This is a genomic window from Methanonatronarchaeum thermophilum (assembly GCF_002153915.1).
GTDB lineage: Archaea > Halobacteriota > Methanonatronarchaeia > Methanonatronarchaeales > Methanonatronarchaeaceae > Methanonatronarchaeum > Methanonatronarchaeum thermophilum.
The window spans coordinates 492,434-508,621 of record NZ_MRZU01000003.1 but is presented as its reverse complement, the minus strand read 5'-3'; the positions used below and the strand labels follow the sequence as shown (position 1 = coordinate 508,621).

The window sequence follows — 16,188 nt, the reverse complement described above, 5'->3', positions numbered from 1 at the left end:
AAACTGAACTTAATCAAACTGAACTCATCAATACACTGCTAGCCAAATACATGGTTGAATAACTGTCAACCCATATAAATTAAATCGAAGGCCTTAAAAAACACAGGCCATAACATAACACTTCACCAGAAATAGGAACTCAAGAAATATTATATTTACCACTAAAAAAGAAACAAAAAACTATATCCAGTTTGGTGTTTTTTAGTAGCTGCTTAATCTACCTAATTCTTTTCCATTCTTCAATATTCAAAGCAATTCAAACTGTATTGTATTGTTGAAAAATGATATTTTTATTTTGAAGTTGTATATTAAATGAAATGGAATCTATATCTTCTTTTTTCTAAAAACAGAAAACCAACATCACTACCTAACAAACTTACCAAGAGATTACGTTGATTACACTATTTTTAACTACTAATTTCTTTGATCCATTCTTCGACTTAATATAACGTTTATTTTTGTTTACAACTTTTCTAATATTATCTACTTTTTGTGTAACAGTTTTTTGGTAAAGGTATTTTAGAGTTTTTTTATAGCTAAGTTTTTTATGTTATAGGGTAGTTTTTTTTCATGGTGTTTAATCGATATGAAATATGAGATTAAGGGTACTGTAATGCCTTTTGTAGAGCTAACGTTAGATAAGGGTGAGACTGTTTATTCTGAAACTGGAAATATGAAGTGGATGGATTCAAATGTGAATATGGAAACTAAATCGATGGGGGGTATCACTAAGGCTTTGAAGAGAAGAATTTCTGGTGGTGGAACCTTTTTAAATTTCTTTGAAGGCTTAGAGGATGGAGCTAAAGTTTCTTTTGGCCATACATATCCCGGTAAGATATTGGAGGTAGATGTTTCTGAGAAAAGTGTTTTGTGCCAGAAACGATCTTTTTTATGTGCTGAAGAAACTGTAGATTATGATGTGGCGTTTCAGAAAAAAGTTGGGACTGGTTTTTTCGGAGGCGAGGGGTTTGTTCTCCAAAAACTATCAGGAGAAGGTGATGCGTTTGTAGAGATTGATGGAGAATGCCACATAGTGGAGCTTGGTCCTGGCGAGAAAATTAAAGTTGAAACTGGGTCAGTTGGTATGTTCGAAGAAACAGTTGACATGAGTATTGATCGAGTTAAAGGGGCTCGAAACATGTTGTTTGGTGGTGAAGGAATGTTTTTAACCACCCTTGTTGGACCTGGAAAGATATGGCTACAGACAATGCCTATCCAGAATTTAACAGCAGAAATGTCTAAATACCAAGATTCTGGTTAAATAACTGTTTAATCAAACAAGTAATAGGTTAAAGGGTGTTAAACACTAAACACCCTGACAACCTTGATATAAAAAAATCTAAATCAATCTATCTATATAGAGGTTTAAGATAGATTTACTGATTAGGGTTAGGGTTCTAAAAAAGAGTTGCTATTGATTACTGGGATAGTGCGAGAGTAGTTGTGTTGTTGTTTTTTTATCCATCCCGGTTTGGGATGGATTTTTTGTTTTTTTAGTTGATTATTTTGGCGTTTACTACTCCGTCTTGTCCTGGTCTGTTTGTTACTTTTGCTTTTCCTTGTTTTGTTTGTATTATTGCGCCTTTTGTTATTATGTCTCTTCTTACGTAGTGTGGGTTTGCTTGGTTTTCTGTTACTTCTTCGATTTCGGTTTGGTTTGTTTCTCCTGTTTCTGGGTTTGTTACGTTTGCTTTGTTGGTTTTTAGTAGTCTGGTTTTGTTGTCTCCACCCATTGTTCGTATTTTTTTGGTTTTTTCTTCGCCTACTTGGGTGGGCATTGGTTCTGAACCGAGTTCGTATTTTCGTTTTTTTCTTTTTGGTCTTCTTCTTCCACCGGATTGTCTTCTTTTTGATTTATGGTGATATAATGCCATTTTGTTTCCTCTTTTGTATCTTTTATTTTATTTTATTTTATTTTGTTTTTTTATTTTTTATTTTGTCTTGTTTTTGTGAGTCTGGATTGGTATCCGTGGTATTTGAGGGCTCCTTCTGCGTCTTTTTGGTCTATTGTTTTGTCATCGAATGATACGAGTTCTTTTGAGTATAAGGCGTTTTTGGATTCTCTTGCGACTACTTGTATTGAGCCTTTGTATAACTTTAATTTAACTGTTCCATTCATTTGTTTTTGTGTGTTTTTGATGAAGGCTTGTAGTGAGTTGTATAGTGGTTCGTATAGTAGTCCGTTGTATGCTAGTTCGGCCCATTCTTGGTCTACTGTTTTTTTGAATTTTAGTTGTTTTCGTGTTAGTACTAGTTTTTCGAGGTCTTTGTGGGCTGTTATTAGTGCTGTTGCTGCGGGGTGTTCGTAGTTTTCTCTTGCTTTTAGGCCTAGTATTCGGTCTTCTATCATGTCTACTCTGCCGACTCCGTGTTTTCCGACTTTTTTGTTTAGTTTTTGTATTAGTGTTACGGGGTTGTGTTTTTCGCCGTTTATTTTTGTTGGTGTTCCGTTTTTGAATGTTATTTCTAGTATTTCTGGTTTGTCTGGGGCTTTTTCTGGGTTTTTTGTCCATTGGAATATTTCTTCTGGTGGTATGTAGTTGGGGTTTTCTAGTTTTCCGCCTTCTATGCTTCGGCTCCATATGTTTTCGTCTATGCTCCATTTTTTTTCTTCGAAGTCTACGTTTAATCCTCTTTTTTTGGCGTATTTTTTTTCTTCGTCTCTTGTCATGTTTAGTTCTCTGACTGGAGCTATTATTTTGGTGTTTGGTTGTGAGTGTATTCTGTATGTTGTTTCGAATCTGAATTGGTCGTTTCCTTTGCCTGTGCATCCGTGGGCTAATGCGTCTGCGTTTTCTTTTTTGGCTATTTCGCATACTTTTTTAGCTATTAGTGGTCTGGCTATTGCGTGTCCTAGGTAGTAGCCTTCGTAGCTTCCATTTGCTTGTATTAATGGGTGTAGGTAGTTTTCTACGAATTCTTGGACTGCGTCTATTTCGTAGTGTTTTACGTCCATTTGTTCGGCTCTTTCTTTTGCTTCTTTTAATCCTTCTTTTGGTTGTCCTACGTCAACCGTTGCTGTGATTACTTCATCGTACCCATATTTTTCTTCTAGTAGGGGTACGCAGACTGATGTGTCTAGTCCTCCTGAGTATGCGAGTATTACTTTTTTCATCTTAGTTTTCTCCTATTCCTTTTTGGTAGTTGTTTATTGATTTTGTTATTATTTCGCCTTTGTTTATGGCTTCGATTGCGTCTGCAGCTGCTTTAGCTGCTTGTATGTTTGTTATGTATGGTGTTTTTAGGTCTACGGCTGCTCTTCTTATTTTGTATCCATCGTTTTTAGGTTGTTTTCCGGAGGTTGGTGTGTTTATTATTAGGTCGACTTTTCCTTTACGGATCCAGTCTACTATGTTTGGTGAGCCTTCGCTTACTTTCTGTATTGTGTCTATTTTTATTCCTTTTTTACGTAGGTATTTGGCTGTTCCTTTTGTGGCTACGAGTTTTAATCCGTATTCTTCGAATTTTTTTGCTATTGGAACCATTGGTTCTTTGTCTTCGTCTTTTATTGACATGAATACGGTTCCTTCTGTTGGTATTTCGTTTTCTGCTGCTATTTCGGCTTTGTAGAAGGCTTTTCCGAATTCATAGTCGATTCCCATTACTTCACCTGTTGATTTCATTTCAGGTCCTAGTACTGCGTCTACTCCAGGTAGTTTATCGAAAGGCATTACTACTTCTTTTACTGCTACGTGTTTTATGTCTTCAACTTCGTCGTATCCGAGTTCTTTGATGGTTTTACCCACCATTGTTTTTGCTGCGATTTTTGCTAGTGGGATGCCGGTTGCTTTGCTTACATATGGTATTGTTCTACTTGATCGGGGGTTTGCTTCGAGTAGGTAGACTTTGCCGTCTTTGACAGCCATCTGTATGTTGATTAGACCTATAACCTCCAGTTCTTTTGTTATTTCTCGTACGTATTTCTTTATTTCATCTATTGTTTCTTGTGATATGGATTGTGGTGGTAAAACACATGCTGAATCTCCTGAGTGTACTCCGGCTTGCTCGATGTGTTCCATTACTCCGCCTATGAGGACTTCTTCTCCATCTGAGACTGCGTCGACGTCTATCTCTATTCCGTCTTCGATAAACTGGTCGATAAGTATGGGGTGGTCTGGACTTACTTTAACCGCTTCTTCGATATACTCTTCTAGTTCTGCGTTGTCGTGAACTATCTCCATTGCTCTACCGCCTAATACGTATGATGGTCTTACAAGCAATGGATATCCGATTTTTTCTGCAACCTCTAAAGCTTCTTCTCTTGATGAAGCTATTCCACTTTCAGGTTGTCGTATATCCATGTTTTTAAGTAATCTGTTGAACCGGTCTCTATCTTCGGCCATATCCATTTTTTCAGGGTCTGTACCGTATATTTTGGTGTCCAATCCTCTTTCTTCTAATTCGTTTTTTAGTTCTACGGCTAGGTTTACGGATGTTTGGCCACCGAATTGAACCATGACTCCATCTGGTTTTTCGGTTTCAACAACGTTCATTACGTCTTCAAGTGTTAATGGGTCGAAAAATAGGTTGTCGCTTGTGTCGTAGTCGGTTGAAACGGTCTCTGGGTTGTTGTTCATTATCATTGTCTCGATGCCTTCTTCTTTAAGTGCGGAGATTGCGTGTACACAGCAGTAGTCGAACTCGATTCCTTGTCCGATTCTGATTGGACCGGCACCTAGTATTAATACTTTTTCTTTGTCGCTTTCTCCTTTGGATTCATTTTCTTCTTCGTATGTTGAGTAGTAGTAGGGAGTTTCAGCTTTGAATTCGGCTGCACATGTGTCGACCATTTTGTATGTAGGGGTTGTCTCTTTGTTTCTATGTTCACGTACTATTTTTTCATCTACTTCTGCTATATCTGCTATCTGTCTGTCGGTGAAACCGAGTTTTTTGGCTTGTTGTATGCAGGATTTCCAATCTTCTTCAATTGTTTTTTCAAAATCCTGTATATTTTTGATTTTGTTTAATACGAATGGGTCGATTCCAGTTATTTCATTGATTTTTTCAACTGTGAATCCGTTTTTGAGAGCGTCGTAGATGGCGAACAATCTTAAGTCGGTTGGTGTTTCAAGGTATTCAGTTATTTCGTCTTCCTCTTTGAATACACGTCTTTTGTTCGGTTTTAATCCGTCTTCTCCGATGTCGAGTGATCTAACTGCTTTTTGGATGCTTTCTTCAAGTGTTCTGCCTATTGCCATTACTTCTCCAGTTGCTTTCATCTGTGTTGACAGTGTTCTATCGATATCTCTGAATTTATCGAATGGCCATCTAGGGATTTTAACTACTGTGTAGTCAACTGTTGGTTCGAATGCGGCTGGTGTTGATTTTGTTACGTCGTTTGGTATTTCATCTAATGTCATGCCTATGGCGATTTTAGCTGATACTCTTGCTATTGGATATCCGGTTGCTTTGGATGCTAGGGCTGAAGACCTGGAGACTCTGGGGTTTACTTCAACTATTTTGTAGTCACCTGTTTCGGAGTTGAATGCGAACTGGATGTTGCATCCTCCTTCGATACCGAGGGATCTTATTATTTTTATTGCCGCTGTCCTCATTTTTTGGTGGTCTTCGTCTGATAGTGTTTGGCTTGGAGCAACGACCATGGATTCACCTGTGTGCACACCCATTGGATCGAAGTTCTCCATGTTAACTACTGTTAAGCAGGTGTCGTTTGCATCTCTCATAACCTCGTATTCCATCTCTTTCCAGCCAAGAACGCTTTCTTCAATTAAAACCTGGTCGATTCTTGATAGTTTTAATCCACGTTCAACAATATCTTCAAGTTGTTTTTCGTTTTTAGCAATACCTCCACCAGTTCCTCCTAGTGTGTATGCTGGTCTGACGACGATGGGTAGTCCGAGTTTTTTTGCAGCTTCTTTAGCTTCTTCTATTGATTCGACAGCTTGGCTTTCTGCGACAGGCTCTCCTATTTCATTCATCATCTTTCTGAAACGCTCTCTATCTTCACTGTCGTAGATAGTTTCTATAGGTGTTCCTAAAACCTCTACGTTGTATTCATCGAGAACACCGGCTTCTGAGAGCTCGGCTGTTAAGTTTAATCCGGTTTGTCCTCCAAGACCTGCTGCAACTCCATCTGGTTTTTCTTTTTCAATTATCTCTTTAACAGATTCAACTGTTAATGGCTCTATGTAGACTGAGTCAGCCATCTCCGGATCTGTCATTATGGTGGCTGGATTCGAGTTTACAAGAACTACCTCTATCCCTTCTTCACGAAGAGCTCTACATGCTTGTGAGCCCGAGTAATCGAATTCAGCCGCCTGTCCAATCTGTATAGGGCCACTCCCAATCATTAAGACCTTATTAATATCTGATCGCTTCGGCATTTTAACCCTCAATAATTTTATAAATTTTATTTAAGAACAGGTCCTTTGTGTCTCTTGGACCTGGATATGCTTCTGGATGATATTGAACACCGTATATCTCTTGTTTTTTAGATTCAACCGCTTCTACTGTACCGTCGTTAGCGTTTGTCTGTGTAACTTCTAAGCCGGTTCCATTGAGACTTTCCTTATCTATTGCAAAACCGTGGTTCTGAGACGTAATGTGAACTGTACCTGTTTCATGGTCTTTGACTGGATGGTTACCGCCTCGATGTCCAAAACTCATTTTATATGTATCTGCTCCAACTGCAAGCGAGATGATTTGAGTTCCAAAACAAATACCAAAAACCGGTATCTCTCCAACAAACTCTTTAACCAGATTTATTGGGTTTTTAGCCATCTTTGGATTGCCAGGTCCATTTGAAACAAACAGTGCTTCTGGATTGTACTCCCGAATAGTTTCACTAGAACTATCAGCTGGAAAAACCTTCAAATCAAAACCATGTTCGCTCAATCTATCTAAAATACTTTTCCTGACACCACAATCTAAAACAGCGATTCTAGAACCATCCCCCTTGACTCGATAACTTTCTTCACAAGTTACCTGGCTTACAAGATCTAGGTCCTGTATGTCTGGAGCTCCTTTAGCATACTCAACAACCTCTTCAACGCTATAATCCCCAACAGCGACAGCGGCTTTAAGAACCCCTCTCTCTCGAGTTTTAATCGTCAACATCCTAGTGTCTATTCCCTCTATTCCAGGGGTATCCATATCCTTGAGGAACTCATCCAAACTAGCCTTTGAATCTCTGTGAGAAGGCTTTTCACAAGCTTCTTTGACTACAACAGCTTCAGCACCCACTTCATCAGACTGAATCGATTCGTAACTCAAACCATAATTACCAACCAATGGATAAGTGAACATCAATAGCTGTCCTTTATATGAAGGGCCGGTCATAGCCTCCTCATACCCAGTAAAAGAAGTGTTGAAAACAAGTTCACCCCGAGCGAGTCCCTCAGAACCTAAAGCCTCGCCCCTAAAAACCGTGCCATCTTCCAAGGCAAGAAATGCATCTTTCATACTGATTGCCCCAATTAGCAATACTAAAAATTTTTCCTATGAACTTGTATCTAGACCCTTAAAATCCTTTGGTAAACAAATACAAAAAAACACCGAAAAACCAAGAAACAGAAAAACCAAAAAAACCAGAAACCAACCAAAACCCAAAGACCCAAAAAAACATAAATACCTCCCTAACTAAAACCAAAAAACCAAAATAAAAAAGAAAGGCTGAAACCACCACCTCCTATCTCTCGAAACACCCCTAGTAATTCAAGAAAAAATCAGGGTGAAATGAACTTAATCATCGGATGGCTTATATCGTTATTGATAGACACGTTCAAAAGAAGTGGTGTAACAGCTTCAGTCAATCTAGATACAGATAAATCACCACCATCCAACCCTCTCATACCATCTATATCATCAATTAAATCAAAAACAACCATTTTTGCATCGTTTTCCCCACAAACAATTACATCACATTCAAGCGGGTTATCAAACTCATACAAAGGCTTAGCCGGAACCGTGTGAAAAGCAGATACAACCCTAACTCCTTCTGGAGTCGCATTATCAATATCTAATGCAGCGCAACAATCATCACAACCAAACTGGCCTTCCGACTTAAACATAGGGACAACTGGAGAAATCAAGACCTGATCATCAAACACACTGCTAAGCGACTCCATAGTCTCAAAAACCGATTTATATGGAATACAAACCAAAACCACATCACTGTTTTCAACAGCAAACCTATTATCACCACCACTAATCTCATGCTCATACCCAGCTTCATCAAGAAGCCGGCTGTACTCCTCAGCAGCTTCCCTACCTCGACTTTCATTACGAGACCCAATAAATATCTCATGGTTACTGCCTTTCCCCCACCTGAGTGCAAGTCCTTTACCAATATGTCCAGTTCCACCTACAAAACCAATCTTCATAAAATCACTAAAAAAATTTTTTACATACTATTCATCTCTCCAAAACAATAAATCTAGACAACAAAAAAAACTCTAGACAACAAAAAAACAACCTATTTTTCAAAACCAATCAAACTTTACAAAACAAAGTAACTAAAAAAACTCTAAACTAACCTACCACACAATAAACCTAAAAAACAACAACAAAAACCAATAAACCAAAAAAAAACACCAAAAAACACCAAAAAACACCAAAAAACAACAATAAACCAATAAAAACCAATAAAAACCAACAAAAATCAATTTAATTCTTTTCAAAACTATAAGAAGTTTTATTAAACATAGAGTACTACTAAACATCGTGAAGGGCTATTATCTTGCTCTGAATTTTAATGAAACTGTTTTTTTAAAGGAGGATTTATATTGACAGACTCCCATGACCAACCTAACTCTAAGGGGGATGAGGGGTCTCCCTCTATTATAAAAAGAGAATCTATTGGAGAGTATGAAGAAGATACCAAATGCATTGAATGCGGTTCTAACAAACTCTCAGTAGACCATGAGAGAGCCGAACTTATATGTGAAAAATGTGGTTTAGTAGTAAACGACGAATTTATAGATACCGGACCAGAATGGAGAGCATTTGACAGCTCAGAAAGAGAAAATAAAAGCCGAGTGGGAGCACCCATGACATTCACAATACACGACAAAGGTCTATCCACAATGATAGACTGGAGAAACCGAGATTTCCAAGGCGGCAGCATATCATCAAGTAAAAGAGCAAAACTATACCGAATGCGCAAATGGCAAAAACGAGTCCGAGTAAGCAACGCAATGGAAAGAAATCTAGCCTTCGCATTAAGCGAACTAGACAGAATGTGTTCACAACTAAAACTACCTCAAAGCGTAAGAGAAGATTCAGCAGTCTTATATAGACAAGCAATAAAAGAAAACCTCATAAGAGGAAGAAGCATAGAAGGCGTCGCAGCATCAGTAATATACGCATCATGCCGCCAAAGAGACGTACCAAGAACACTAGACGAAATAGCCGAAGTAGCAAGAGTATCAAGAAAAGAAATAGGCCGAACATTCAGATTCATATCCCGCGAACTAGGATTCAAACTACTACCAATCTCACCAAAAGATTACATACCAAGATTCTGCAGCGAACTCGAACTATCAGAATCAGTAGAAAAAGTAGCACACGAAGTAATAAACGAAGCAATAGAAAAAGGACTAGTAAGCGGTAGAGGCCCAACAGGCGTGGCAGCATCAGCAATATACATATCCGCATTAAAATGCGGAGAAAAAAGAACCCAAAGAGAAGTCGCAGAAATAGCCTCAGTAACAGAAGTAACAATAAGAAACAGATACAAAGAACTCGCAAAAGAACTAAACATAGACCTACCTCTGTGACATCCTTCCCAACTTAAAGACCAGGGTGTTCCGTAAAATTTCAGTGTCTCGATACATTTTAATTCTCTGTAACATTGCCAAAACACCACTCTCCACTCCCATGTTGATTTCAGGCACAGGCCTTCCTATATATTAAAAACACCGTTCAAACCAACATCAAATTAAAGCTCCATCAATTTATGGCATGTGAAATGCACCGGAATCTCCTTCTTTTTAAATTCAAATTCTTCTCTAAACTTTTTAGCAATCCCAATCCTTAAACGGTTATCTTTAATTTGGAACATTTGTTTAGAGAAGTAAAGTAAATAGAATCCATTCTTACCACGATAGTTCGGTTAAGGTATCTTGTTAGAGTCATGATTTACCTTCTCTAATTTTCTCCAACAGCTTGAAATAAGATCGAAAGTATTTGTTAATTTTTCATAGTATTCTGCCCTACCTTATAAGGTTAGTTTTGTACTTCCAACTTTCGTTTTTTAATCTCTCCGATGCGTTGTAGTAGTTTAGATATCCACCTTTATTGAAAAAATACTGATCCATCTCTTGTAACGTCTCGTTGTATGGATTCTTAGATAGAGGATATAGGCTACTAACTATCGCATAGTCCTTTTTTATTGGATGAAAAGATGTAAAACCTCTTCCTTTAGGTTGGGGAAGATTTCAATAAGTGATTTCTCTATCTATCAAGCTGCATCCAATCTATAAACGAATAGTTTTTAAACCTTAAATTAAGATCAAAAAATAACACCAAAAAAACAAACTTAAACACACCTTAAAAAAGATGATATAAAAAAACAACGAAATCTATAAACTAACAAACTATAAACTTAGAATGTGAATGCAAATGCAATCAAGCCGAAAAGACCAGCAATTAAAGCAATTACAACCCAAACAGCAGTTGACTTTAGATTCTGAAGCTCTTTCTCCAACTCCTCAACATCTTTAATATCATCCATATCATCTTCCATCCAAACACCAAATTGAAATAAACCTCAAACGACAAAAAAACATCGAAAAACCAAGGAACAAATAAAAAACCTACAGAAACAAAAATGTAAAAACATCAAAATACCTAAAATATATCAAACCATAACTACAAAAAACCATAAAACTCTAAATATGGCATAGAAACTCTTATTCAATTTTAAAAGACCTGGTTTCCAAGGTGTATGAAATGATGAGTAAATTTTTAAATGGTAACCAGATCTTGAATAAATGCTTCACACCAATAAAGCATCCACATATTGATTATTTGTGGTTTAGAATTTATACCTTTCTTTTTTGATAAGGAATAAGTTTTTTCCAGAAAACTTTTTTGAAGTAAAATATCTTTATCTAAGAGAAGTAATTAGGTGTGAGGGGAGGGGTTAGATTGTTTCAAACGAAACAATTCTAAAATATAAAATTAATGGTTTTGGTTCAGAGGGTTTCAGAGGATTTGATTTTAATGAAATTCAATTCATATAAAAATTATCTTGAAATCACGGGTAGTTTCAAAGTTTTAAGTTCTGCTCCACTTAACGGTGGATTTTGTGAATGCAATAAAATAGTTAATATAAATGTAGATGGTAGTCAATGCAGTAACGATAAACCGATTTCCGATAGTTTCACAGAAATCCTTGATTTAAATGAAACAAATCTAGACAGTATTGTTGGTTTCATGACAGGTGCAGATGTATCTAAATTTTACCAAGGATCTGCAGATATCGACATTGGTACAGTCCATATCTGGATTACAGCAGGCATTGGCAGCAGTCTAGAGAAGGATACCAACACTATAAACATAATTCTCGTTACAGATATCAATTTAAGCCAAACAGCAATGGCAAACCTATTCATAGTAATAACTGAAGCAAAGTCAAATGCACTAAGATACCTAGAGATAACACACGATGGAGATCTAATTACCGGAACTCCCACCGATGCTATCGCGGTAGCTAAAAATTCAAAAAAAGGCGATATAGTCAAATATTCAGGTGTCGCAACCCCTTTAGGTAAAACAGTATATAGCTTGGTAGAAAAAGGAGTTATTGAGGCATTAGAAAAACAAGAAGGATACTCAGTCAACCGCCCTATACTACATAAACTAAAAGAAAAAGAAATAAAAATCGAAGATATGACAGAAGCAGCATTCAGTCTATATGAAGGCGGACAGTATTCAGAAACCGAAAAAAAAGCCTTTCAAAATTTATTAAAACAAAAATGTAAAGATGAAAACATCAAATCACTAATAGAATCAGGAATGTATCTCGGAAGACGAGCAAAAATACAAAACAAAAAAGACCAAGCATACATCGTAGCAGACGAACTAATAGGCATGGAAATAGCCCAATACATTGGAGGTAGAAATGCCCTATTCAACTTCGTTCGATATGACAAAGAAAAACCAGGAATATTAAAAAAACTAGACAACAACGACATATTTTTAGATGACGTAATCGGAGGATTAATAGCTGGATGCATGACCCGAGTTTATGAACAAAAATAAAATAAAATAAAATGAAAGTAAAGGAAATTAGTTGAGATGTTATTGGATTTAATTTTTGTCTTTTTTAATTCAGGGTTGATTTCTTCTCTTTTTTGGGAAGGATGTCATAAATAAATTTTAAATGTAATATATTTGGATAGAATGAATTCGATTTATTTTGAAACTTATGGTTGTACTACTAATCGAGCCGATACAGATGTTATGAAAGGTATAGTAAGGGCGTCGGGATATCGGTTAGTTGAGTCTCCTGATAAAGCTGATTATGTAGTTGTAAATACCTGTACGGTGATTGATAAAACCGAAAAAAGAATGTTGAGACGTATAGAGGAATTGAAAGATAAAAATATTATTGTTGCTGGGTGTCTTGCGTCTGCTCAACCAGGTTTAATCAAAGATATAGACAGTCAGATAAACCTTCTTCCTCCAGAAAGGGTTGGAGATATCTTGGAACATTTAGATGGTGGTGTTTGTTTTGAAAAATGGGTTGCACCGATGGAGGTTGATGGGGTTATTGGTAGAATTCAGATTGCTGATGGTTGCAAGGGCAGTTGTTCTTACTGTATAACAAAAAAAGCTAGAGGAAGTTTAGAAAGCAGTTCTATACAAGAAATATTGAATCGAGTAAGGTCTCTGGTTGGTGAAGGGGTTAGGGAAATTCAGTTAACGGCTCAAGATACTGCTGCATATGGATTGGATATCGATAAAAACCTACCAGAACTCGTGGAAAAAATAATAGATATAGAGGGGGATTTCAAAATAAGAGTTGGGATGATGAATCCTTTCAATACAAAAGGAATTGAAAAAGAAATAATCGATATGTACCGCCATGACAAAGTATACAACTTTCTTCACCTACCACTACAATCAGGTTCACCAAAAATATTGAAAAAAATGAATAGACCATACTCACCAGATTATTTCCTGAACCTTGTGGATAGTTATAAACAAAAGGTTGGTGGGTCATTCTCCACAGACATAATAACTGGTTTCCCGGGGGAAACCAAGGAAGACTTTCAAAAGACAGTTGAAATAATAAAAAAAATAGAACCTGACATAATCAACATAACTAGATATTCTCCTAGACCAAAAACCGATGCATATGTACTTGAAGAGATAGAATCTTCAGAAAAAAAGAAAAGATCCAAAAAAATGACACAACTACGTAAAAAATACGGCAAAAAAAACAAAGAAAAATTATTAGGGGATAAAAGAACTGTTTTAGTCACTAAAGAAGGTAAAAAAGACACTTATATAGGTAGAGACAGAGATTATAATCCAGTTGTCGTTAAAAACCCGGTTAAAATAGGTGGTGAATATAAAATCAAGATAGATGGATATACATTTGCATACCTAACTGGAAATAAAGTAAATTAAATTTCATAATTCTATTTTTTTTAAATACCCGTTTTCCCTATATTTATATTTTATTGTCAATCTGTTGGGTTTATTTTTTTACTTTGTTTTTATTTGAAAATACTTTTTAATTTAGATTTCAACCAAAAAATATTTCACACCGTGATGTCTACGTCACAACTTATTTATATCGGGTTTTATTTAAATGTATAATGAAAGGGGGAATAAAATGTTAGACATAAGTGGCATAAGCTACGATAATATCTTCAACAGATATGATATCGTAGCAGAGAAGGAAGTCACTCCTGAAGAACTGTTCGAGGAGATGGCGCCCAAAGAAGAACCATGGAGAACAATAACACAAAAACTAGTTTTCCTAGAAGAGGTAACCGACGAAGTAGAGGAAGCTCTAAATGAATATGACCCTGAGGATGTCATAAACAAAGGACTAATCCCAGGAATGGACATCAACGGAGAACTCTATGCAAGAGGAATATACTACCTACCACAACTCATTATCGCAGGAGACGCGATGGGTAAAGGTATAGAACTCTGTGAAGAAGCTATGAGAGAAGCTGGTCAAGAGAGAAAGGCAAAAGGAAAAGTGTTAATGCATGTTGCTGAAGGAGATCCACACGACATAGGAAAAGACATCGCAGCAGCAATGCTCAAAGCACAAGGTTACGAAGTCATTGACATGGGGCGAGACGTACCAGTCGAAGACGTAGTAGACGCAGTCAAGAAAGAAAACCCAGATGTACTTACAGGAACAGCCTTAATGACAACAACACAAACAGCCTTCCCACGAGTAGCCAAAAGACTACAAGAAGAAGGACTTGATGTTGCTTTCATCGGAGCTGGTGGAGCCGTAAACCAATCATTCGTACACAGTTTCCCAATGGGAATATTTGCAGATGAAGCAGCAGACGGACCAAGCATCTGCGAAGCAGTTAAAGAAGGAAAGACTTGGGAAGAAATAAGAGAAGAGTACGACGAAATCGTGCCTTCTGCAGCATAAATGGAGGTGTTAAAAATGGCTAAATATACTGAAATGGCGTATGACGATGCAGAAGAAATGGTGTTCGGAGAAGCAAAAGAACCTGTAACATACGGACACGGCCCACAAATAACCGCAGGAGGCGGCCAAGTATTCGGAGTAACCAAGATCGCACCAAGACCAGGAGCAGAAGCACGACCCGAAAAACTCAAAACAGAATTCCGAAAAATAACCAAAACAATACTACAAAGAGCAGTAACACTAGGCTTCCCAACACAAGAAATAGAAAACGAATGGGTACACCAAATGGGAGAAAACCCAGTAGAATACGCACAAGAACCAGCAATCGCACAACAAGCAGCAATCGCCGAGGAGTTTGCGGACGAATACGGAATAGCAACAGCAACAACACACACAATACCAGACCTAAGAGTCTCCGAAAAAGGACTAAGACACGGACAAGACAGAGAATCATACTACCCAGAAAAAGTAATAGGCAGCTTCGAAATAGCAGCCGAAAACGGAGCAGACGTACTAAAAATAGAATCCTCAGGCGGAATGGAACTAGCCGACTACGGAATACAAAGAGGAGACATAAAAGCATTCCTATTCGGAATCGGATACCTAGGATCAATCGACATGGAATGGCTCTGGAGCCAAATAGTCGACATCGCACAAAAAAACAACGTAATACCCGGAGGAGACACAAACTGCCCAGCAGCAAACACAGCAATGTTCATAGCCGGAGGATACCTAGACCAAGACATAGCAAGAACATTCAGCGCAATCACAAGAGCAATCTGCGCAGGACGAACAATAGTCGCCTGGGAACAAGGAGCAACCGGCCCAGACAAAGACTGCGGATACGAAGGACCAATCGTAAAAGCAATAGCAGGCAAACCAACCGTAATGGAGGGAAAGGATTGCAGTGTTGCGCATGCTGATTTGATGGGTAACCTAGCGGCTCAAGTATGTGACGGATGGTCCAACGAGTCAGCCGAATTCCATGAAGAATTCAGTGGATGGAGCAGCGGAACATGGGCAGAAGCAGTAGGATACGAAGTATCCCTCATGAACACAGCCAAAGAACTAGGAGAAGACAAAACACTAAGAGACATCTACATGGCCTCAGACAGATACAGATCACCAGAAAGCTACATCATTGCATATGACAACGCCTACAAAATAGGAGAAGCTATGGTTGAAGAAGGAGACAGCTACTACAGAAGATCCAAAGCAGCAGCAATCAAAGCAGCCGAACTAATCGAAGACGCACAAGAACAAGGAAAACTCCAACTCAGCGCACACGAAAAAGATACATTAGAGAAAGTAGTCACCGACCTAAGAGCACTACCAGAAGACGAAGACAAATTCGTAGAAGAATGCCTCAACGAATACGGCGACCTACCAAAATTCAACCCCAAAAACTACGGTTTGTAATTTCGCTGTATAGGTAATTGATAAACGGTAGGTTTGGTTGGAGATTTGAAGCTCCAACCAATTATTTTTTTTATTTTAATTCGTTTTCCTGTCTTTTTTTTGGTTGTTTTTATAACTGTCTGGTTGTTTTTTTTGTGTTAACGGCGATACATTGTCTCCTGGTATTGTTGCGT

Annotated in this window: 11 protein-coding genes and 1 pseudogene; 6 read left to right on the top strand and 6 right to left on the bottom strand. The window is 37.7% G+C overall.

Annotated elements, in window-relative coordinates; all coding sequences use genetic code 11:
* Window positions 1-586: 586 nt before the first annotated feature.
* Window positions 587-1,261, top strand: coding sequence for a TIGR00266 family protein (locus AMET1_RS03790; protein ID WP_086637146.1), 675 nt, complete (start codon window positions 587-589; stop codon window positions 1,259-1,261).
* 232 nt (window positions 1,262-1,493) lie between these two features.
* On the opposite strand, the gene AMET1_RS03785 is transcribed toward AMET1_RS03790, so the two are convergent.
* From AMET1_RS03785 to npdG, 5 genes are all read right to left on the bottom strand, one after another.
* Window positions 1,494-1,874 (bottom strand): 30S ribosomal protein S8e, encoded by a 381-nt coding sequence (locus tag AMET1_RS03785; RefSeq protein WP_086637145.1) that lies wholly within the window; start codon window positions 1,872-1,874, stop codon window positions 1,494-1,496.
* A gap of 50 nt (window positions 1,875-1,924) precedes the next feature.
* Complete coding sequence (locus AMET1_RS03780) at window positions 1,925-3,115, bottom strand: argininosuccinate synthase (protein WP_086637144.1); 1,191 nt, start codon at window positions 3,113-3,115, stop codon at window positions 1,925-1,927.
* A gap of 1 nt (window position 3,116) precedes the next feature.
* Entirely contained in the window at window positions 3,117-6,344 is a 3,228-nt protein-coding gene (gene carB, locus AMET1_RS03775) for a carbamoyl-phosphate synthase large subunit (protein WP_086637143.1), read from the bottom strand.
* A 1-nt stretch (window position 6,345) separates the two neighbouring features.
* Window positions 6,346-7,422 carry a glutamine-hydrolyzing carbamoyl-phosphate synthase small subunit gene (carA, locus tag AMET1_RS03770; protein WP_086637142.1) on the bottom strand — a complete coding sequence of 359 codons (1,077 nt, stop codon included), beginning with the start codon at window positions 7,420-7,422 and terminating at the stop codon, window positions 6,346-6,348.
* Window positions 7,423-7,685: 263 nt separating this feature from the next.
* Window positions 7,686-8,342 carry an NADPH-dependent F420 reductase gene (npdG, locus tag AMET1_RS03765; protein WP_086637141.1) on the bottom strand — a complete coding sequence of 219 codons (657 nt, stop codon included), beginning with the start codon at window positions 8,340-8,342 and terminating at the stop codon, window positions 7,686-7,688.
* Window positions 8,343-8,798: 456 nt separating this feature from the next.
* Here npdG and AMET1_RS03760 point away from each other — a divergent pair.
* Window positions 8,799-9,737: pseudogene (locus tag AMET1_RS03760) on the top strand (transcription initiation factor IIB); the annotation flags it as partial.
* 827 nt (window positions 9,738-10,564) lie between these two features.
* On the opposite strand, the gene AMET1_RS07885 reads toward AMET1_RS03760, so the two are convergent.
* Window positions 10,565-10,705 (bottom strand): hypothetical protein, encoded by a 141-nt coding sequence (locus AMET1_RS07885; protein WP_161490748.1) that lies wholly within the window; start codon window positions 10,703-10,705, stop codon window positions 10,565-10,567.
* Window positions 10,706-11,184: 479 nt separating this feature from the next.
* On the opposite strand from AMET1_RS07885, the gene AMET1_RS03755 reads away from it, so the two are divergent.
* The 4 genes from AMET1_RS03755 to AMET1_RS03740 all read left to right on the top strand — a co-directional run bounded on the left by AMET1_RS03755 (window position 11,185) and on the right by AMET1_RS03740 (window position 16,015).
* Window positions 11,185-12,225: a phosphatidylglycerophosphatase A gene (locus AMET1_RS03755; protein ID WP_161490747.1), complete on the top strand. Its 1,041-nt coding sequence runs from the start codon at window positions 11,185-11,187 to the stop codon at window positions 12,223-12,225.
* 141 nt (window positions 12,226-12,366) lie between these two features.
* The gene (locus AMET1_RS03750) at window positions 12,367-13,599 is read left to right on the top strand and encodes a tRNA (N(6)-L-threonylcarbamoyladenosine(37)-C(2))-methylthiotransferase (protein ID WP_086637138.1); all 1,233 of its coding nucleotides are present in this window, start codon (window positions 12,367-12,369) and stop codon (window positions 13,597-13,599) included.
* A gap of 208 nt (window positions 13,600-13,807) precedes the next feature.
* Window positions 13,808-14,596 (top strand): cobalamin-dependent protein, encoded by a 789-nt coding sequence (locus AMET1_RS03745; protein ID WP_086637137.1) that lies wholly within the window; start codon window positions 13,808-13,810, stop codon window positions 14,594-14,596.
* A 15-nt stretch (window positions 14,597-14,611) separates the two neighbouring features.
* The gene (locus AMET1_RS03740; protein ID WP_086637136.1) at window positions 14,612-16,015 is read left to right on the top strand and encodes a methyltransferase MtaB domain-containing protein; all 1,404 of its coding nucleotides are present in this window, start codon (window positions 14,612-14,614) and stop codon (window positions 16,013-16,015) included.
* Window positions 16,016-16,188: the final 173 nt, after the last annotated feature.